Genomic DNA, 20,357 nt, shown 5'->3' with positions numbered 1-20,357 from the left:
GCCGATCGGCAAGGACGTAGGTTCGCCGAAAAACGATCGGCCCGACATCATCGAGCCGATCGAAGAGCCGTCCGACGACGATCCGGAGCCAACATTGCTACAATGGGCGACACCCGCACTGATACCGGACAAGCGGTCCGTTATCTGGAAAATGGCATACGCGAAAGAAGTCTTGTTCGGGATGAAAGCCTGCAGAACTAAGGCCTTTTCGCTGGTCGGAGTGGAGTGATTCGAACACTCGACCCCCACGTCCCGAACAACAAGAATGATCTCAGAAAGCCCGGAAATCCGGGCTTCTCCGTGTTCGAACGTGACGCCTAAACACGTTCCGTTCCGCTCAATCATTGCCAATCATTGCCGAAACTTCAGCCGCAACGATCATAACCACATCGAAATGTCAACACCAACAACCGCCGATCGGCAGACGATTTCGCATGCCCAATTCTCTCCACGAAATTGCGGCGATGGCGACGAATGATAATCGTGTTGAACAGCAACATCAACGAGCTTCAATCGGTTGACACAAGCACCGCTGCCTTCAACTATGGCGAAAATTATTGGAGTCGGCAATGCAACCAAATCCATACCCGGGCCTTGACGCAAATCAGATAGCTCTTATGCAGCTGTTCCACCCTCATGCATTTCGACGGATGGCGAACGCTCTCAATACGAATATGAGGTTCGTGCATTACACCAGCGCCGATACGGCATTGAAGATAATCGCAAATGAAGAAGTCTGGATGCGGAAGTCGACATGTATGAACGACTTCAACGAAATCGAACATGGCTTTAGTTGCCTGCGGCTAGCTTATGCGGAACACAAGGAGCGCTTTACAGCGCTAATTGAGCCTTCATTTCCAGAATTCAGCAAGAAATTGGAAGACCACTTTAATGGGTGGCTGCCGAGCATTCGTAACAGCACTTACATCTCATGTATTTCCGAGCATGAAAATTCCGAGGATTTAAATGGTCGTCTGTCCATGTGGCGTGCTTATGGTGGTCCAACGGGCGTTGCCATCGTGGTAAGAAGCGAGCCATTCCTGAGGCCAAGTGACGCTCTACAGGCGTACACCTCTCCAGTCGCGTACCTAAGCGAAGCGCAATTCAGCATTGAATTCGCAAATACTCTTGATGGTTTCGAGCAGAACTTTGCACTTATAGTACAACTCAGTGAAGAGCAGCTGTTAGGACACATGTTCGAAGTATTTCGAATGGCAGTTCTATGCACAAAGCATCCTGGATTTGCAGAGGAAAAGGAGTGGCGGATCGTTTACAGTCCGAGCATGTATGAATCTACACGAATAAAACCTGATATATTTACGTTTAACGGCGTTCCGCAGAAGATATTCAAGATTCCGCTCAAGAGCGTGGAAAGTGAAGGGCTAGTTGGGATTGAGGTGGCGCAGTTGATAGATAGAATTATTATAGGCCCGACAAGTTTTCCCGTAGAAATAAAAGAGGCATTGGGTACCGTGCTGCAAACAAGGGGAATTGAGAATCCGTATGGAATGATTTGGATGTCAGAAATTCCATTAAGAAACTGACGTTTAGAATTCACACGACCAATTTGTGAAGCCAGAACACATAGGTGTACACGTGGCAGCTGTGCTACCAAGCCAAATAGTAGTTGCAATCGAATACATGTTTGGGTCGGCCAGAAATGAGCTTGACGGCAACGGCGTTAGGCACAGCTATCAGAACGAGGTTCGCTGTCTTCTAGAGCTGCTGGAGAGTGTCCCTCGCGACCTAATTGCGCTTCCGTTCAACGAATATGTAGAACTGACCCGCTGCCGAGCTGCCCTATCCGCTGCAGTGGCGAAATGGGCAATCGGTGACATTAGCCCTGCCTACGCTGTAATGGGCAAGGATGCCGTTGAGCGCATCCGCCTTCTCATGAGCAAATGCGGCGACGAGGTACCACCAAAGGAGCCGATACTTGCGTTCATTGCGGAGGATGGCATTCGTACCCCCATTGAAGATAAGATTCGGGCAGCTTGGACGGATTTTTCCGCAAATGAATGGATGGGTGCCACGGTATTTGCGGGAGCAGCTCTCGAGGGAATGCTGCATTGGGCGTTGAAAGATCGTGTGAACGACGTGAACGGTATCCGACTAGCAAAAATGATTGAGGAGGCTCGCAAATACGACCTGATTGGCGAAGAAGCGAAGCAGCAAGCGAAACTCGCGAAGGATGCTCGAAACCTGATCCATCCAGGCCGCACCGATCGTTCGGGAAATACCTGCACGCGCGCTACTGCCCTAACGGCGTTTGCTGCCGTCTATCGCGTGAGTGACGATCTAAAACGGTATTTCGGTCGCCAGGCCTCCTAGCCCCCGCAGACGGGTGCATCGCGGGCCAGACGTTTGCTAGCTGTCCACCGGCGCCCCCACGAACGCTATTGCAAAAATCATCACGTGCGCGCAACTCATGCAAAATATGCATCAGTTCAAATGAAGGCTGAGCGGCTGGGTAAATCACAAAAATTGAGCCGTCGAGACGGGGATCGTGTCGGCGGCCCAATGCGGCTGTGTTATCGCAGCCTGTAGGCGGAAAGTCGCCTAACTTTTAAAGGATATCACTAAATTTTTTAGCTTCAATGCTAATTTTGAATTAATTAAATTGAATGTTGAATTGGTAAATCCGGTGGGAAGCTTTCAAACTAATTCTTTTCGCTCTTCTCTCGCTGTAACTGGACTTTTCGGCGGTCATGCCGACAAAAGCAATCGACACGAAGCCAACCGATGGCCGCATCGCAGCACACGGAACTCACGGCACTAACTGAACAGCCGAGGCCACGATGAAAGAAATCCGAAACGGCAAGTGGTTCGGAATTTGTAAGCTCTGCGGTGAAGAAAAACCGCTCTGCAACGCGCATCTGCTGCCGGACAGCATGAAGCGCCTAATCGTTGACTTCAAATCGCCGGGCGCGACCGTTCAAACCGTCCACATGGAGTCACCAACGTCATATTCCAGCCAGACCTTGTCTTCAGATAAGAAAATTCTGTGCGCAAGTTGCGATGCCTACCTTGGCAAATTCGACAAAAAGTTTGTCGAGCTGCTGGCAAGGTGGGCGGATCTCCCGGCCAGATCTCATCAGTTTTGGCGTCGGGAAGACGTCGTGTTCTATCGGGTGCAGGGCAGCATCCCAGATCTCTTTCTCGGTCTCCTGGCGAGCTTACTTCGATTCTCCTTTTCTGACAGACACCCGGGAATTCAGCTCGGCCCTGACATGGAGAAGCTTATTGCGGATTCTCTCCTAGCTGGTCGCATAAGCGATGAGCTTTCCGCGCTTGTTGACCTGAAAGTCCTTGGCTCCCATCATGCACTGGTCGCCGAAGGTACCGATCTCTCACGAGTCATCGCACAATCGCCATTCTATGGCGAAGTCGACGGCGCCAATCTCTTCGTGTTTGAAACATTGGGCCTAACATCAATCATAAAAATCGGCCCATCAGGCTGGGGCAAATTGTTCGCGAACGTCATCAGCCCGGTGCAGGAATGGGACCAAATCAGAATCATCGGCATACACTTCAGCGGCACTAATATCACCCGCGCCCTCGATGCCGCGATCGAAGTCCGCCGAGCCGCTTTTCAATTGATGGACCGGAACAGCAGTTCTCCAGAAAAGTGACTGCCCGAATTATCCATCCGGCTACCTTCGATGAAGAGTAATCGAGTGAACGCTAACGCATGCTGCCCTCTGCGGCCGGCGTGTATCCCTGGCGGAAATCACCTAGCGACTGGTAGGCAAAGGTCGGATTATGCGGCGCTGGCGGCGAATGATAACAACCTACCGCGCGAAGCCGTCGTCGTCGAAGAGCACTGTAATCAATTTATAAAGGCGGCCAAACTCTTCCTCACAGCCCAGCGCCTTGGCGGCAAGCGCGAAGTTCATCAAGGCGCGGTGTAAGTATTGGGAAAACTGGGCCCAAAAGCCGCGAAGAGGCGAGTGGTGACCACATGCGGGAACCACAAAGCGCGCGCCGTCGTAGGCGTCCATCATGTGAACGGCGGCGCCGTGTACATAGCCAGAAAAAGCGTTGTCGATAACACGAAGGACGTCATTTTGCGTTGACGTATCGTCGTGCCCATACGCTCGTACAATGCAGGCGCGAATCTTCTGTCGACTCACTCGATGCCGTTTCTGACTGGATTTCAATATTTCAGAATGGTCAAACTCCTCCTGGAAGAACTCGGTCAGAAACTGATCGTAAATCGCTTCGTGTTTCGCGCCCGTGAGAAAAGGAGCCGCTAGGAATTGTATGTCCGAACCGATCTCGTCGAGGATCCGCATGGATGCCCCACCGTCAAGAAATAGACCCGCATCGAGCAGAAGCTTGAGAGATTGAATGGCGCTAAACATACGAACAGATTTTAGAAATATCGCCTGTCCCGGAAGGCGCTCAACATACCTGTAACCGCAATGTCCTGCCTTGCTCATTCCAAAACGCGGCTTTGGGACAGCCCGCTCCAGAATTGCCAAGGAATCTCTCATCGCTTCGGCAGCGATGGCATACGTCTGTTCCAAACGACTCCCCCTGAAGACAAACTGGCAGATGAGAAAAACCCTCCCGCTTTCGCGAGAGGGCTTCTTTATTACAGACCGAGGAAGGCGAGGATCAAAGCCAGGCTGATCTTGAGATCAAGCTTCAATCGAAACGACTTCGTCGACTGACTGGCTTCGAGAACCAAAGAAGCGTTCATACGCAACTCCTATCTCTTTTGGCGAAGTCCTTGGTGAACCGCGTATCGCCTGCCAGACTTTATTGAGGGAATTTCCTGTTTAGCAACAGCCCTGGTGGCCCCCTCAAGCGCGCGGCTGTCTCGTGTTGAAATGGGATGTGGGTATGACAACCTTCCCGTTCAATATATTCCATCGAAAAAGTTGTGCTGGCGGGGCACTTCGATCTTCGCAGCACGTTAATAGAGTACCGGCGGGCCAGCAGAACGATCGCGCTAATATGGAAATTTCTTGCGCGCGCGTGACGCAGCGCCACCAATATCTAGCGAAATCTTGACAAATTTGTCAAATTTATCTACATTTAGTTGATAAATTCACGAAGAGCCGCGCAAAGCTGCCTGGGACACCTCACCTTAGGAACGACCCCATGTCATCATCAACGCGGCTCGTCGCCGCGAACGATAACTTGCCGCGTAGGAGGACCGTGTGAACCTGCCGACGAACCTACGCACAGCATCTTCGCGAAACGCTGCCGAGCGCCTGGCGACGAAGTTCCTGGCTGCCAATGACAACACGCCACCAAAGGACAGGTCACCGGTTTATCGAGGTGGGCGTCCCGCATTCAATTGGGCAGCAAAGCAGGACAAATATGGCGCTGCCTGCCTCTGGCTTATAGCGCGCCAACGGCTACCGGATTCTGTTGTTGCCGCCAACGACAACGAGCGGTCGCAGGGAGGGCTCGACACGCGCAGGAACGGCACCGCCCGCGGCAAGCAGAGGGCGAAGTCAAACCTAGGTGCGCACCTGAATCTTCCAGCAGTGCTACCACGCCTTGGTGACGCTGAACCGCAAACGGCACGAACGGGCAACAGGCACACCCGGTACGAGCTCCGGCCGCAGAATGATGTCGATGAACTATCAGACGACTTCCGGTCATTCGGGGTTTGCGCAGACGCCCTTGCGCCTGGCGCCGGCTTCATCGGGGCGGAAAGCGGACTAGGCACACCGAAACCTGGCAAGTCGAAAGGCTCGCCACTCAAGGCGGAAGATCCAAGCTTCGACCAGCCGCCACCGGATGTTGACTACGTCATCGAGTTGCTGATGGCGCGGGAGAATGTGTCCGGCATCGGCGAAGCGTTCGGCGCTCGAGGTCGATATCAGGACCGGAAAGGCGCGGCGATGCTGACCAGAGCGATGGCTTGGGCGAAGGAGCAAGTTGCGGTCAGCAGTTACCATGCCAATGTTGCAAATCGCGTAGCGTAGAGAAGCTATGCAATGCAATAGTTTGAAGGACGCCTGCCTTCAACAGGCTGGCCTTGCGTCGACAACTCGCAAGCTTCACGCCTCCCCATCCGGTCAGCCAGCCCCTCCTCGCCTGACCGTTGATCATCGCCCCGCGCGCCTCCCCATGGCTGCGCGGGGCGTTCGCTTTTACCCGCCGAAACCTTCGGCAATCACACGGAGAACACATGACGTTACCGTCGTATTGGCGGCAGGCGGCGTTTAGCGTCGTCGAGTCCGCAGACCTGCTTCGCGTGCCTGAAGACACGCTCCGCACTTGGATGGCCCGTTGTCCTTTCGATGATTTCCTCGGCACCAGGACCGCCGGCCGGATATTTCTGTCGGGCCTCGACCTCTATTTCTGGTCCCTCGTCCGCGACTTGAGCGCGTTCGGGGTGGGCCTGCGGGTTGCCATGTCGTCCGTCCGAGCCCTGGCCGAGGCCGCAACATCAGAAATGCCAGCCGCGCAGATGCTCGTCATCCGCAAGCGCGGTCCTGGAGTCTGGGATTTCGAAATGGTCGACGATCCTGAGTTCAATGCGGCGTCTGCCCTCATCATTCCACTTCGCGCGCTGGCAGTGGACCTCATCGAGCGGGCCGCGGCAGTTTATGCGACGGAGGGCGCATAACCGACAGGCGTCGCGACGCCAACCTCACCCATCAGTGACATTATCCAGCCTTCCGGCGTCGTCGGCAGGGCTGCCAACTTATGAAAGGGCGAAATGGAAATCCTGGATTTCAAGCTCATCGACGAACACAGTGGAGGACACCGGGCCGTCGCTTGCTTCGATCTCAAGCTAACAGACGAAGTCAGGCTCTACGGTCTGCGGCTTCTAAGAATGCGTGATGGCCGATTACTGACCTTTGCGCCGCAGTCCGGATACCGCCGCGTGGCCACCTTTGCCGCACCCTTGGCCGCACGCATTACAAGACTGGCAGCCGACCAACTCGAGGCAATGACCGCCGATGACAACCAGCGAGCAGCCTAGTTTCGCCACTGGCGAGCGCATGCACCATGGTATGTTCGGCGGAGGCAAGATCGTCTCGATTTCCGAAGGTCGAGCGTTGATCAGTTTTGATGATGGCGAAATTCGCACAATCGGCCAGCAATACCTCAAGAAGCCGCCTACGCAGAAGCCGGTGAACGATAACAAGTCTGCGATGTCATCGGCACCGCGCTTCAGTCCAAGCTCTCCGCCGGCACAAGCGGAAGATCAGTCAATTGTCTTGATTAACCCAGCTGAATGGCACGGCAAGCCGGTGCCTGAGCGTAAGTGGTACGTAGAAGACTTGATACCCATGCGCCAAGTCACCATCGTGAATGGCGACGGCGGCGTGGGTAAATCGCTATTGACGCTTCAACTCGCTGCCGCTGGCGCTATGGCAGTCGACACATTGCAAATGAAGCCTTGCGCAGGTCGCACACTTTATGTCGGCGCCGAGGATGAAGCTGAAGAGTTTCACCGTCGTCTGCTGGACATCGCGAAGTCGCACGGCCGCACTCTGGTCGATCTGGCGGAGTTTCGCCTACTGCCCCTCGCTGACCGAGACGCGCTTTTGGCGATGCCCGATAAATCGGGCAAGATGCTGGCCACGCCGCTCATGCGAGACATTGTCGACTTCACCTGCGACTGGAAGCCGAGCCTAATTGTGTTTGACACAGCTGCGGATCTTTTCGGCGGTGACGAGATCAAGCGTGGCCAGGTACGACAGTTCATCGGCATGCTTCGCCAACTTGCTATAGGCGTCGATTGCGCTGTCATCTTGCTGGCCCATCCCTCTGTGCAGGGTATCCAAACGGGCACCGGCTCGTCCGGCTCGACCGCATGGAACAACTCCGTCAGATCTCGGCTCTACCTTACTCGGCCGGAAGCCAAAGATGCAGATCCGGACTTGCGTATCCTGAAGACGATGAAGGCAAACTACGGCACGACCGGCGGTGAAATTCGGCTGCGCTGGAAGGATGGTGCGTTCGTTCTCGACGATGGGAAGCCTCAACTGGGATCACAGCTTCTGGCGGCAAAGGCCGAACGAGTGTTCAAGGATGTACTGTCCCTGTTCAACCGCACTGGCCAGAACGTCAGCGACGTCACTGGCACCAGCTACGCACCCGCGAAGATGGCGAAGCACCCTGCCGCCGAGGGCATGTCGAAGAAGGCACTCGCAGATGCCATGCAGCGCCTCATTGATTCAGGCGATGTTCGGATTGTCATGGAGGGACCACCGTCCAGACAACGAAAGCGACTGATCCTGGCGTCCGAAGATTTCGGCCCCAGGGGCTGAACGCCGAACCTTTCCGGTATTTCCACCGACCCTTCCACCGCACTTCCAGCGACCTTCCACCGCCTTCCACCGGGGGTAGCCACCACCCCCCTTATACCCCCCATGCGGTGGAAGCACCGCTGGCCGGTGGAATCCGGCCGCTCCCTACCCACCGCTTATCGCAACACTTTCGAGGAGAAGAAAGAAGATGATCCATGTTTGCAATCCCCACCCCATACACCGCCAACCGCCACACGGTAGTCAGCCGTAGCGGCAAGACTTTCGAAGAGTGGCAACCCTGTCGCGTGGTCGGCATCGATGCCGGCGGCGATGAGCCGAAATACATCGTCGAGATCCGTTCCAAGGATGGCAGCTTCTATCTCGATAAAGCCGATCTGATCCGCAAGCCGGCACCCTCGGCCGCCTAAATCGGGCCGCCGGCACCCACCAACCAATCAATGAAAACAGCCCCGCTCATCCGGCCTTCACGTCGGATAGGGCGGCTATGGAGTATTAATTTGCCCAAAATTGAAGAGACGTGCGAAGTCACGATCAACGGGAAAGTCTTCCGTGATTGGGACTCGGTAACAGCGACAGCGAGCAGTAACCCTGTCGTGCGCATGGTCACCTTGAGCGTGACAGAGAAGGTTGGCACCAACGGCGCGGTCGGGCAGTCTCTGCAGATCAAGCCAGGCGACTCCGCTACGGTGAAGCTTGCCGGACAGTTGTTTGCCTCAGGCCATATCCACGAGCGCCAGGTGGCCTATGACGCCAATAACCATTCGGTGCGGGTGACTTTTGCATCGCAAGTGCAGAAGGCTGTCAGACAGTCGATCCCGCTTAAGGACGGCGAGTTCAAGAATTACAGCTTCCAGGCCATTGCCAACAAGGTGCTGGCGCCGGTCGGTGTGGTGTTGAAGGCCCTGAACCCCCCGGCGGGATGGGAAAAGCCATTTAAGTACGTCAACATCGAGCCGGACGAGACCCCTTTCAGCCTACTGTCCAGGCTGTCGAAGTATCGGGGCGTTTGGCTTCGCGATGACAAAAACGGTGGTCTGGTCGCGCAGGGCAATGCCGACAAAAAGCCGGCGGCCGAATTCGTCGAGGGAAGAAATATCCTGTCCGCCAGCTGCCTTGCACAGAACGCACCCGACACCACCGTCGAGGTAACTGGCCAGCAGCGCGGTGACGACAATAGCACGCCCGCTAAGAACCGCGGTGCCTTTTCCGGTAAGGCGGATTCGAGCGGCTCCAACTTCACAACGTACAAGCGGACGCAGGCAGACATCCCAGCCGATAGAGACGATCTAAAACAGGCGGCCGGATATTGCCAACTGCTTTCTCTGAGCCAGCAGGTCACCGTTCGTATCGTTTATCAAGGCTGGCTTTTGTCATCCGGCAATCTGCCAGAGGTGTTCGACCAGATCTCGATCGATTCCCCGATGCTACTACTGAAGACTTCCGACTTGCAGATCGCCGAAGTGACCTTCACCCAGGACCAAGCCGGAACGCGCACCACGCTTATCGCCCAGAAGTGGTTGACGTCACCGTTCGGTGTCCAGGGCGCGGCCCCAGAGCAGACCGACGCTCAAAAGGCAACATCGACGGTCATCACTCCCGGCGCGCCGATAGTGACGGGACCGGGAGGCCTTGCGGGCCACATCTAATGCACGACGCGAGATATTCATGACAATTGCACAAGCACGCATAACGTCCGCCATCTGTGGCAGACAACCAATCCCAGGCGGCCGCATGGCCGCCCTCGCCCAATATTTGGAGCGTACCCGCGATGACTGAGCCTTTGGTACTTGAAGCCTCTGTTGTCGACAAGTTCAGCAAGCCGCTGAAGGACCTTGTGAGCCGACTGAAGGACGTGAAAGTCCCCGACGGTCTGAAGCAGGTCGGCAAACAGATGGAAAGCCTTCGCAAGGAGGCGGAGGGCGTCGGTAAGGCCGTCACCAATGGCGTCGGTGGCTTGACGTCCGGCCTTGGTTTCGGCGCCATTGGTGCCGGAGCACTTTCGGCGGCCGGCGCGCTTGCCGCCGTTGGTGCCTCGGTACGGTCGTTCGCCGACAATGCCGTGCGCATGAGGAAGTTTTCTCACGAGACTGGCATGTCTGTTGCGAAGCTCAAAGAACTCCAACAGGTCGCGTCCGGTCTCGCGATTGATCCCGACTCCATCGCCTCCGGCATGTCTTTTTCAGCGCAGAACGCCGACGCTATGCGGCTGCGCCAAGGCAATTACGGTGCCATTGCCGGCCTTCGTGGTGGCGGGAAAGCCATTGCCGAAGACCTCGCGAATACCAAGTCTAACGACGAAGTCTTCGAGAAGGAGTTGGGCTATATCGCGAAGCAGAAGGACGCGCAGTCGCGGCGCGTTCTGGGGCAGCTGTTTTTCAACAATCCTGACTTCGCGGAGTTTGGCGCAAACGGGATAGGTGAGCTAAACAGGCGGCGCGCTGAAGCTCGGGAGAACGTCCAAGTTTTCTCCGAAAACGAAACAAAAAATGCGCAAGCATTTCAGGATGCAATTTCGCATCTAAGTGCCGATTTTGAGAACCTGAAAAATTCAGTAGGCGGCGAGCTCGCGCCGCAAATAATTGCCGCCGCAGATGCCTTCAAAGAATTTTCCGATGCTCACGTCGCTGACGTCAAGGAGTTCTTCCATGATGTCAGCGAGGATGTGAGGCAGGTCGACTGGAAGGGCGTCGGTTCGGATGTTCAGACGGTCTTTAAAAACCTCAAGGATGGCGTTGAGTGGGTCGAGAGCCTCACAAACTGGAAAGCTATAAATCCGCCGAAGCCGGAAGATAGAGCCAAAGACAGCGAGTCCGCAAAGCCAGGGCAATACTACCAGAGCAAAAGCGGCCTTTTGATTGAGAAGGGCGGAACGCTCGACAAATTCTTGGAGGCGGTCCCCAATCCGTTTTCCTACGTCGCGCCGAAGAATACGACGTCCAAAGATGACAAGGTCCTTCCGCCTCCGCAGGATCACCCAGAGGCGCACGGCTACGGCGGCATGGCCAAGCCCATCGCCTACCATCCCGGTATGCAGTCGGCTTTCGTTGGCGCCTCCGCGGCGCGGAACAGCGCCGCAATCGCCGTCTTAACAAAAGGCGTCGAGCTTGGCATGATCGCCTTCACACAGAGCTATCTGGGTGGTGGAGCTGCGCCCGGTATTGGTGGTGGCGAGGGATTCCAGAATGTGTCTTATGGCGGCGGCCGAGCAGTGTTCGGCGGCGGCGGTACCGGTGGCGAGATAAGTGCAGAGAGTATCCGGGCGGTTCACGCGAAGGGCAACCTTTCCAAGAACCAGCAAGAGGCATATGCCGCACTGATCGCAGGCGGCCTAAGTCGTGAAGCCGCACGGGCATCGGTTGCCAACATGAGCGGCGAGGCATTAAGCGATCCGGGTAATGTGCATTGGGACGGTACGCACTATGCCCACGGCATCGTGCAGTGGGATGACGTTAGATCGCAGCGCATCAAGAACCAGTTCGGCAAGTTCCCGCAGCAGATGAGCGTGACGGATCAGGTCAAGGCTTTTTTGTGGGAAACGAAAAAGTACTATTCGGGCGTGTGGGAGAAGCTGAATAGTGACTCTTCTGCGGAGAGTATGGTGGACACGCTCGTTCGTAAGTACGAGCTTCCTGGCAATCCGAACAAGGCGATATCACAGCGGCTCGGTTTCCTGCGCGGGCTGCCGGATTTCAAGCAGGATGTGCCAGAGCGCAGGTCTACCGCCAAAGCGTCTGGAGCCATAAAGCCGCCCGAGGCCGCCAAGCCACAGCCGAACGGCCGGCTCGACGTGATCGTCACGAGCAAGGAACAGCCAGTCAATGTCAAGGCGAGCGACAGCGATCTCTTCCAAAGCCTGAAGATCAACCGCGGGAACGCCGTGTCGCTTTAAAGCTCAGCCACTCGTTGCCATTGTGGAGGCGAGTGGCGGTCCGCTCCGGTGGCACTCAGTTTCCGCCATTGGCCATCAACACCCCACAAGCGCGCGACCGCCCTCCCCCAAAAAACCGCGGGTCCTTCTGGACAAATATTTTCTCGCTGATCGCGCCACCGCGGGCTGTCGCTAGATACAGATATTTTATTGGAGGGGGGCCATCATGTTTCCGCTCTCCGGCGCTCAGTGAAGTGCGGGCTGAAGCGCTATAGGCAAGTTTACCATTCTTGACGTGGCGGATGCATTACCCCTAACGAAAAGCTCGCGAGGACGAAAGGAATCGAAGCTCCTACTCAGCTTGCTCAAGCGTGTTCTTTCATTTGGCCTGTAGAATCGCTTGAACTATTCCCGGCATGTACGGCTTTAGGCACTCTCTGGCTTTGTCCGCTTGCTCCGCTTGAAGGGCAGAAATGCCGGAATTGATCCCGCCTTGGAGGCCAACCCACTCGCTCTTCGCATATTTTGCTGCAATTCCTCCGGACCCACCAATATCCCCGTCCGCAAGAGCTTTGAGCGTGAATGCGACGTCGCCCTTCGCTTGGGTCTGGACGTCTTGCGAAGTACCTCCGGCAAGGCAAACCTTGAGAAGAAGATCAACGGTCTCGGCCAAACTCGATTGCGCTACCGCATTGGGGCTGGCAAACAAGACCACGGCAACTATGCACAAGGCAATCTGGCGCATGCGATCGATCCCAACCGTAGAGGCAATTCAAAGGTTTAGCTCCACCAGCCCCTAAAACGTTAGTAGGCACGTCATGATAGTATCATCGGTTGAAATACTTTTCGATAGCTTCTTTTGTACTATTTCCTACTACACCATCTATCGCGCCCGAATAGTATCCCACTGTCGCCAATTCTTTCTGTAGGGATTTCATGCTTTCCGAACTCCAAGCGTCCGGGCCAGTTTGATAATCTACGATCTTGTCAACAATGCTGCTAAAGCTCTGAAGCTGGAGGGCCTTGAAAAGATTCCTTCCGGCTGCCAGCGCGTCGCGAGGGCCACCTTTTCCTTCATCCTCAAGTGCGGCCAACGAAAAATGGCCCTGGACGGCACCGTGGGCAACCGCATCTGTCAAGAGATCCCGGGCCTTAGAATAGTCGATATCAACCCCTTGACCCTCTCGATACATAGCCCCCAACAAGAACGCAGCCTCAGGATGCCCCTGCTTGTACGCAATCTCCGCATATTTTCTGGCGGATAGAAAATCCTGCTTAACTGACTTTCCTTCGCGATAAAGCTCCGCGAGAGCGAATGCGCTATTTGCATCGCCGATTTCTACCCCACGCTTATACGTCTCAATGGCCGCTGACATGTTCACCGGGATACCATCGCCGAATTGAAAGTTGTCACCCCTTTCTCCGAATGCGGGAGGGTACTTGATCTTGATGAGCGCATCGATCCTCGCCCGCGCGGCATCATACCTCCCAAGTTTATTTTCGATTCTGGCAAGCTGATACTTGATCCGAGGGTTATCTTCTTCCCGTTCGAGTGCACTAGAGCAAGCTCTCAAACCGTCGGTGACATTAAGGTGCTGGTAAAATATCGGCATCATGCGGTTTGGATTGTCACGATTGCCAGGCGATGTCGCGTACCGATCGCATTCCCTGATGACCGACGCATCATCCTGCTGAAAAGCCTCCGGAGGCGCGTTTGGAACAAATTTGCTCGGCCTCAGCAGAATCTGGAGCACTTGCCCAAGATATTTACGAGTGCATGCTCTTGCCTGCGAGGCTTGCTCTGCGGCGAGGGCAGTAATTTCATTGGATATACCTCCAACAATCCCGCGAGATGTTCTGTCCGCAACCACCTGATCAGAGGCATTAACGGAACTTCCGGTCGTGGTAATAGAAATACTTTCTTCGCCAGCAGCAATACACAATTTCATTATTATATTTGCAGCTTCCTCGGCGTCAGACTGGGCAAAGGAGATTCTAGAGGAAATCAGAAAAAGCAGAACTACAGCTGTTAATTCCAGTGAACGCATCGCCAACCCCAATCCAAAATCAGCTACTGCGAAGCGAGACCAACTGTACTGCACAACCATTTATGCAGCGAGTAATCTTGCTACTATCGCGAAAAGGGCGCAAATATCTAATTTTAGCTAGCTATAAAATTCAATTGGTTGCCTAGTTCCTAGCTAAAATCGGGCAAATATTGCAATCATTCTCGCAAAATCGGTCATGGTGCACCCAGCGCGCCACGGGTTGCCGCTATAGTGATAGAGCTCTCCTTTGGCAGTACAATGTTCACAGGATGTTCGCCGGCGCCGGTGACTATTATTTAGTCTTTCCTTATCCGCAGCAGATCGATTTTATTGGGGTGCGTTATCAACTACTGCTTGCCGCCCGATCAAGCCGCTTCCATACTTAAGGCTTCAAAATGCGACGGCTTAGGAGCCATGGCGCACGTCGTCGTAGATTGCACCTATGACCTCGGGTCTGACTCTGTCGTCGATGTTTCCGTGGACCAACGATAAGTCGATCTTATTCAGCATTAGGGTGAAGAAATGAAGATGCTCCTCGCGTTCGTCGCGGCGGTCGTGATTGTTCCTTCGACAGCGACCGCAAGCACTAAAGAACTAGACACCGCGGTGATGCAGGCGGCGCACTTTTCAATTCAACCGATGCCAAAGGCAGCTCGAGCGGAATTGGCCACGGCTGCGCTCGCCTATTGGAAGAGCTTTGACAGCCGGATTCCGCGCAATGCGCCCTCAGTAGACGAATGGCTGAACAAGGAACTTTCCTCAAACGACTCCGTCCGCGTCAGCCGCGTGCTCAATGCGCCGGAGTATGCGCTGAGAGACTTGGCTGAATTGTCGGAAGAATGCGTGAACTCCTTCGATCTCATTGTGCAACATCCCGCGGCTCCGGTGTTAACCGAACTTTACCTCTGGACCAAGACCCTGCGCTGCTACAGATCATCGAGCGGTTTACTGAACAACCTACAACAAGCAGGATTGTCTGATGGACGCTATGATGGCCCGTTCAGTATCCAACATTTCACCGTTTACCACGACACCGTTACCGGCTACCTCGCGAACACTATCATCGACGAGGCGCAGAACGCGAAGTAATGAGGAAGTCTCGTCGCTATTCGCGCCATCTTTGACGCGCTAATCGTCTTCCCACCGATATTCGACACAAATAGTATCGAGCTTTTGAGCAGTAGTGATCGGATTCCGTATAGAAACCGTGTGTTCCCCCGTCAGTTCGCATATTTCTGAGAGCGCGGTTCGCACGTCATAAACCATCCAAGCCAAATAGGCGACGATGGCAACGAATATAGTAATCACTATTCTCTTCTGAATTTTTTCGTCAGTCACGGTCGCCTCTATTATTTGATGGATCTCGCGATTTTCAATAGTTGGCTTCAAGGGCCGATATAGCCGAAGCGCCCAGAACTTAATGTAACTATTAGGCGAATTCTTGCCATCGACATTCGCGTTAAGTTTGACCATTGTCTGATCAACGAATCTCTGGGACGCGCCGATGTCTATTGATGGATATTATCTCTCGAAACTTTCCGCTGCCGTCGGGTGTTTGGTCGGGCTGGGAGATATCCGCACTCGCGTTGAATATGCTTTTGTCGCGATGATAGCGGTCAAGCCGGAAGAGTTTTCTAATCCAGAGATGGGCGATCGTTATAAGGAGCTTTTCGACCACTGCACGTCCCACGCGGCCGAGAACGAAGGCGAAGGTGCCCTTCGAGCGACATTACGCCATATGAGCGACGAAGACGTCTCCGACGTCGCACACAAGATTTTCGAACTCCACAACTGGTTGCTCTCAGAGCGCGCTCCTGACGCGACAATGTAGATACCGGCGGCAGGAGAGACCGCGCTCGATCGTCTTGCGCCGCGCCGTCTGCGAAGAGCGCTCTGCCGGCGACAACTCATTCCGGAACAGATTCTCATCGATCATGGAAATTTCAGCATGAAGATCATTGACACGGGAGGCTCCGACTTGAAACTATCGGAAAAGTTGAATACTTTTCTCGTCATCAGGATCGGGAGACGGAAATGCTTCGTCGTCGGGGTGTAATTATCGCTGCGGCTTTACTTTTTGGAGTCGGATACGCGCATGCAGGTTGGCTTTATAAAGGTGAGGCGAGCGCCTTCGGCGGCGCTGGCAGTCAGATCGTTCTGGTTGTCAACGACCGCTATGGATTCGGCGTTCGGTGCGATGGTGGTGTCGTCACCACAATTTACCTGACACCTGAGGAGGTGTCGGAGAAGGAGTTCGAAAACGCGACGGCCGCCGGAACTCTCATGGTCAAGATTGACGATCTTGCGCCCTTGACGGCCGACGCCACGCCGGACAGCGCGGATGGACATCTACGGGTCAGCGCTGAGTTCAATGACGATCTTCTGAACGAACTGAAAGCGGCAAAGCATCGGGTAGCCGTGGCGATCAAGCTCGGCGATCGAATCTTCCACGAGTCGACATTCGTCGCGCAAGGAGCATCCAAAGCTCTCGGGCAATTTATTAGCGCTTGCCCAGCAGCTGCAGGCGCGAAGGGATAGGCGGCTGGCGCCTCTGATCGCCGACGCGACTGAAGGGTGTTGCCACTATGGCAATACCTTCCTTCAAGATCGGGCCTTGATCATCGCCATGTCTCGTCTCCGGATGCAGAGCCTCATAGGCTTCCCTACGGCCTGAGGCGGCCCTTGAATTAGCCGCCCCTATATTTTGCCGCGCCTGCCCACAGCTTCGCTGTGGACCCAGTACTCCCGCCTTTAACCTCCAGGAATTCTCCCATGTAGGTTCCAGCGGCGATCCAAACAGACTTTGACTTTTGATAGACGTCGATCTTTATGCTCTCGCCCCAAACTTTTACCGTCATTTCCATGAGCTGTCGCCTGCTACTTCACAAACCCAAGTTTCTTTGCCGCACGCCGCTGCTGCGTGCAGAACGCGACTTTTGCAGTGTCAGTCATTTCATTGAATTCAACCCTGGCGCCATTGGTCATGAGTGGTAGCTCGGTTGCAAAATTTAGATCATCGGCTGCTACGTTTTTCTCGATGTAACCTGATATCGCGTCCTTGTCATAAGTCATGCTGCACGCATCTTCGGCCGCAAGCAGCGCTCCAAGTTGTGTGGAAGTGTTATCACTGGCATATAAAATGCCCGGGAATACGACTGAGATAGCTAGCGTCCAGATGATAGATCTCATTGCCCCCGCTCCAAATTGGCGCGGCCCCCGATTGCCTTGATATCATCGAGACGATCGATGACGCCGGCTATCCCGAGGCATAAGCAGCCAAGGCCGAACGCGAGCGCAGCCAGAATCTCATGGATAGCCGAAGCCGCCACCGCAGCGACGAAGATCGCGAAACCAATCTGAAGAATGCCAAATATCTTAAGTATAATTGCCATCACGGACCTCTCCCCTTATGCGCGAAGATTGCCAGAGCGTTGGCGGGTGTCAATAGCGCGAACGTCGGCGCGAGTTTTCGCCTCACGGTTATGCGAAACGTGCTATTCAGGTTGCATGAGAATCACCATCACCGCGATTGCCGCGCTGTTATTCGCCGGCCCGCTCCACGCTGGCGAGCCTGCAATGGCGAAAATTTCCGTCTGCTTTACGCCTGCCGAGCAATGCGAGACCAGGATCGTCAACGCTATCGATCAGGCGAAATCGTCCATCCGCGTTCAGGCGTACGGTTTCACGTCTCTCCCGATCATTCATGCGCTACAGCGTGCTGCAGGGCGCGGCGTCGAAGTTTTGGCTATCCTCGACAAGACAAATGAGCGTAAATATTCTGGCGCCACCTTGTTAGAAGCCGCCGGAATCCCGGTATGGATCGATTTCGAGCCGGCCATTGCTCATAACAAGGTCATCGTGATTGATGAGCGCTTCGTCATCGGCGGTTCGTACAACTACACAGCAGCCGCACAGAAGCGGAACGCAGAGAACGTCACCTTCACTCAGAGCGGCGAGATCGCCCACCAGTTCCTCGCGAACTGGGATAGCCGGCTCAATGTGTCGAGAGCGTTCGAGGTGCCGGTGCGCTAGTATTCCGCGCGGAGCTAGAAGTCCTTCAGCATTTCGATTTCGGTCAGCGCTTTCCGCCGGCGCTCGACCGCAGCCTTCAGAAGAACCGGCAACCGTGCGTCGTGTGCATCGACTTCGACTTTGCTCTGTCCAACATATTTCCTGAGTTGGGCCTCCTGTTCTGCGATCAGCCGCTTGATTGTTTCTGGGTCATTGTGTCCCTCGTATCCCAAAGTGACATAACCATCACGGACGTATCCATGTGGAGGGCTTGTGTCGAAGCTACTGGGCCTGAGCGTGAAGACCGCCCGATCCCCGGAAAAACGAAAGGACTTTGTTACTCGGACACCGTCGATAACAACTTCGCCGCGAAAATGATCTCTTACTCTGACTTGTTGCTCTTTTACATCTCTGTCAGGGTTGTCAAAATCGACGTTCAGCGAGCCGACTTTGCCACCAGGCAACATCATTGCCACAATCGCATCATCGTCCATTTCGAGGTGAGCGGACGTCATATGCTGCCGTACGTGGTTGTCGACAGCTCCGACTTGCGCATCGAGATAGGAACCTAGACTTCTATCCCAAAAAAGCGGGTCTCCGATGATCATTGAGAACTCTCCTTTTAGCTAATGAGCTGCGCGACAGCTAATCTTGTCCGCCGGGACGTTCGTAGGTCAGTTTGATCGGAATATCTGTCATGGCGTAATGCACGAATTGTTCGCCTAGCGCCGTGAGTTCATATTGCTCGTTATCGTCGAAGGCGGATTTATAGGTGTTGCCGCCTGTTGGGGGCGTGTTGCGAGAACGAGTACTTCTGATGAAATTCCCGGCATAGTCTGTTTCACGATGCTGTCGAATTATACCGCCGGTGGATAAATCGCGGATGAGCAGCTTGAACAAATCGGCATCGGACGAATCTTCACGTACCGGAGACCGGCCAAGCTCTCTCCAGATCTCCGCTCGCGTGATCCCGCTGCGATTATAAATCTTTCCTATCACAGCCAGATGCAACTCGGAGTGGTTCTTAATCCAATCCAGAAAGAGACGAACAACGTCATCGCTGCAAACAGTGGATGAAGCCGCATTAGCAAGCAAATTTCTGACAAATGCTCTCTTTTCGTCGCTTTCGGCGCCCGCCCAATCTCGGAAAGATTTACGCAATATCGACTGAAATTCTGGTGTTTGAATGCGCTCGGCAATTTTCTCGTCGCGCAAGTCGAGACGTTGCATGATCTCCACGATCGTCTTCTGCTTCTCTTCCATTTCGGCCCGCAACATTTCAACCCAATGCCGAAAGAAGTCGTTCATCCGATCTTGTTCGTGCTCCCCCCAGGCGGACGCGGCAGCGGCAACGAGGCCGCCGGCAATCGGTATCATTCCACTGACAACATTCATCGCGCCGCGAGCTAATTTTCCATGTTTTGCGCCCTCAGGGAATTCGTCTGGAAACGTGGTTTCAACCATCTCGGCGCCTAACATAATTATTGCTAGAATCAACTTCCGCGTGATTATGCCATGAACAAAATCGTTTTGAAGGTGTATTCTTCAGGACGGGGAACTATCGCATGGTATAATCCAAGCAACATATCGGGTTACCAGATATCCTGAAGAGAGTTGCGAGGGCCAACGTTAGGGTGACGATTCAACAATATGTTGACAAACGTTACATGCGTTACGGTTTGCCGTTGCGCGGCAGTCGTACATGTTGCACGATGAATTTGGCTGTCGGCGAGATCAGCAAAAATGCTGGTCTCGCCACCGAGGAGCCACCTAGCGCGGGTGAGTGCGGTTTGCCAGCAAGCGATTACCGCATTCCCTGCCGCCAGGAATTCCAACAGAACAGCACGTGTAGCTTTTCGCAAGCGCCTCACTGAATTGAGTCGCGAGATGCAGCCGCTATTCACAGGATTTCACAAGCATGGCCGAAAGTCTCGCCGAGGCGGATGGACTTCAAGCCATTGCTGTCGTAGCCGATCAACCCACTACAATTCGACCTTAAGGTCAATCGATTCCCGTGCTTGCTAGTTGAATGAACGCATGACGCTGGCGAGCATCTCGGTCACCCGCTTTTTTGGTCGTCTGTCACTGCCGCGATTTCCACTCCCGATAGCCTGCGTCGGTCAGCACGTAATAAGCGCTGCCTAACTTCGTCATTGTGATGACGTCGCTTCTGCATTCGCTGGC

At 54.5% G+C, this 20,357-nt stretch carries 21 protein-coding genes and 1 pseudogene; 15 read left to right on the top strand and 7 right to left on the bottom strand.

The genetic code is table 11. The annotated features are described in order from the left end of the window. The 4 genes and pseudogenes from PY650_RS31030 to PY650_RS31015 all read left to right on the top strand — a co-directional run. Positions 1-229 (top strand): annotated as a pseudogene (locus PY650_RS31030) (hypothetical protein); the annotation flags it as partial. 340 nt (positions 230-569) lie between these two features. After that, positions 570-1,544, top strand: a complete 975-nt coding sequence (locus tag PY650_RS31025; protein ID WP_285883700.1) for a DUF2971 domain-containing protein — start codon at positions 570-572, stop codon at positions 1,542-1,544. Between the two features lie 52 nt (positions 1,545-1,596). Continuing rightward, positions 1,597-2,331, top strand: coding sequence for a hypothetical protein (locus PY650_RS31020; protein WP_285883698.1), 735 nt, complete (start codon positions 1,597-1,599; stop codon positions 2,329-2,331). A gap of 467 nt (positions 2,332-2,798) precedes the next feature. Beyond that, the gene (locus PY650_RS31015; protein ID WP_285883696.1) at positions 2,799-3,632 is read left to right on the top strand and encodes a hypothetical protein; all 834 of its coding nucleotides are present in this window, start codon (positions 2,799-2,801) and stop codon (positions 3,630-3,632) included. A 159-nt stretch (positions 3,633-3,791) separates the two neighbouring features. On the opposite strand, the gene PY650_RS31010 is transcribed toward PY650_RS31015, so the two are convergent. After that, on the bottom strand, positions 3,792-4,529 hold the full coding sequence (locus tag PY650_RS31010) for a hypothetical protein (protein WP_285883694.1): 738 nt from the start codon (positions 4,527-4,529) through the stop codon (positions 3,792-3,794). Positions 4,530-5,168: 639 nt separating this feature from the next. Here PY650_RS31010 and PY650_RS31005 point away from each other — a divergent pair. From PY650_RS31005 to PY650_RS30975, 7 genes are all read left to right on the top strand, one after another. After that, positions 5,169-5,945 carry a hypothetical protein gene (locus PY650_RS31005; protein ID WP_285883692.1) on the top strand — a complete coding sequence of 259 codons (777 nt, stop codon included), beginning with the start codon at positions 5,169-5,171 and terminating at the stop codon, positions 5,943-5,945. A gap of 206 nt (positions 5,946-6,151) precedes the next feature. Further along, positions 6,152-6,592, top strand: a complete 441-nt coding sequence (locus PY650_RS31000) for a hypothetical protein (protein WP_285883690.1) — start codon at positions 6,152-6,154, stop codon at positions 6,590-6,592. A gap of 93 nt (positions 6,593-6,685) precedes the next feature. Beyond that, positions 6,686-6,952 (top strand): hypothetical protein, encoded by a 267-nt coding sequence (locus PY650_RS30995; RefSeq protein WP_285883688.1) that lies wholly within the window; start codon positions 6,686-6,688, stop codon positions 6,950-6,952. Then, positions 6,930-8,246, top strand: a complete 1,317-nt coding sequence (locus PY650_RS30990) for an AAA family ATPase (RefSeq protein ID WP_285883686.1) — start codon at positions 6,930-6,932, stop codon at positions 8,244-8,246. Before PY650_RS30995 ends, PY650_RS30990 begins: the two co-directional genes overlap by 23 nt. Positions 8,247-8,440: 194 nt before the next feature. Next, the gene (locus PY650_RS30985; RefSeq protein WP_285883684.1) at positions 8,441-8,653 is read left to right on the top strand and encodes a hypothetical protein; all 213 of its coding nucleotides are present in this window, start codon (positions 8,441-8,443) and stop codon (positions 8,651-8,653) included. Between the two features lie 30 nt (positions 8,654-8,683). Then, positions 8,684-9,892 (top strand): phage baseplate assembly protein, encoded by a 1,209-nt coding sequence (locus PY650_RS30980; protein ID WP_349644531.1) that lies wholly within the window; start codon positions 8,684-8,686, stop codon positions 9,890-9,892. A 446-nt stretch (positions 9,893-10,338) separates the two neighbouring features. Next, positions 10,339-12,135: a phage tail tip lysozyme gene (locus tag PY650_RS30975; RefSeq protein ID WP_285883680.1), complete on the top strand. Its 1,797-nt coding sequence runs from the start codon at positions 10,339-10,341 to the stop codon at positions 12,133-12,135. 358 nt (positions 12,136-12,493) lie between these two features. Here PY650_RS30975 and PY650_RS30970 read toward each other — a convergent pair whose 3' ends face one another. Then, on the bottom strand, positions 12,494-12,859 hold the full coding sequence (locus PY650_RS30970) for a hypothetical protein (RefSeq protein ID WP_285883679.1): 366 nt from the start codon (positions 12,857-12,859) through the stop codon (positions 12,494-12,496). An 82-nt stretch (positions 12,860-12,941) separates the two neighbouring features. Next, positions 12,942-14,162, bottom strand: coding sequence for a peptidoglycan-binding protein (locus PY650_RS30965; protein WP_285883677.1), 1,221 nt, complete (start codon positions 14,160-14,162; stop codon positions 12,942-12,944). A 522-nt stretch (positions 14,163-14,684) separates the two neighbouring features. Between PY650_RS30965 and PY650_RS30960 the strand changes: the two genes are divergently transcribed. The 3 genes from PY650_RS30960 (at position 14,685) to PY650_RS30950 (ending at position 16,700) form a co-directional block, all read left to right on the top strand. After that, complete coding sequence (locus PY650_RS30960) at positions 14,685-15,251, top strand: hypothetical protein (protein ID WP_285883675.1); 567 nt, start codon at positions 14,685-14,687, stop codon at positions 15,249-15,251. A 415-nt stretch (positions 15,252-15,666) separates the two neighbouring features. Further along, entirely contained in the window at positions 15,667-15,993 is a 327-nt protein-coding gene (locus tag PY650_RS30955; protein ID WP_285883673.1) for a hypothetical protein, read from the top strand. Positions 15,994-16,196: 203 nt separating this feature from the next. Next, positions 16,197-16,700 carry a hypothetical protein gene (locus PY650_RS30950; RefSeq protein ID WP_285883671.1) on the top strand — a complete coding sequence of 168 codons (504 nt, stop codon included), beginning with the start codon at positions 16,197-16,199 and terminating at the stop codon, positions 16,698-16,700. Between the two features lie 339 nt (positions 16,701-17,039). On the opposite strand, the gene PY650_RS30945 is transcribed toward PY650_RS30950, so the two are convergent. Both PY650_RS30945 and PY650_RS30940 read right to left on the bottom strand, forming a co-directional pair. Further along, on the bottom strand, positions 17,040-17,351 hold the full coding sequence (locus PY650_RS30945; protein ID WP_285883669.1) for a signal recognition particle: 312 nt from the start codon (positions 17,349-17,351) through the stop codon (positions 17,040-17,042). After that, a complete protein-coding gene (locus tag PY650_RS30940) occupies positions 17,348-17,554 on the bottom strand; it encodes a hypothetical protein (RefSeq protein WP_285883667.1) in 207 nt (68 codons plus the stop codon). The genes PY650_RS30945 and PY650_RS30940 overlap by 4 nt, the downstream gene beginning before the upstream one ends. 115 nt (positions 17,555-17,669) lie before the next feature. On the opposite strand from PY650_RS30940, the gene PY650_RS30935 reads away from it, so the two are divergent. Then, the gene (locus tag PY650_RS30935; RefSeq protein WP_285883665.1) at positions 17,670-18,194 is read left to right on the top strand and encodes a phospholipase D family nuclease; all 525 of its coding nucleotides are present in this window, start codon (positions 17,670-17,672) and stop codon (positions 18,192-18,194) included. 14 nt (positions 18,195-18,208) lie between these two features. Here the strand turns inward: PY650_RS30935 and PY650_RS30930 are convergent, their stop codons facing one another. After that, on the bottom strand, positions 18,209-18,781 hold the full coding sequence (locus PY650_RS30930) for a hypothetical protein (protein WP_285883664.1): 573 nt from the start codon (positions 18,779-18,781) through the stop codon (positions 18,209-18,211). 37 nt (positions 18,782-18,818) lie between these two features. Next, the gene (locus tag PY650_RS30925) at positions 18,819-19,637 is read right to left on the bottom strand and encodes a hypothetical protein (RefSeq protein WP_285883662.1); all 819 of its coding nucleotides are present in this window, start codon (positions 19,635-19,637) and stop codon (positions 18,819-18,821) included. Between the last annotated feature and the right edge of the window lie 720 nt (positions 19,638-20,357).

Source organism: Martinezella calliandrae, assembly GCF_030272695.1.
GTDB lineage: Bacteria > Pseudomonadota > Alphaproteobacteria > Rhizobiales > Rhizobiaceae > Rhizobium > Rhizobium calliandrae.
Note: the sequence above shows the minus strand (reverse complement) of the source record. Positions and strands in the feature narration are given on the sequence as shown.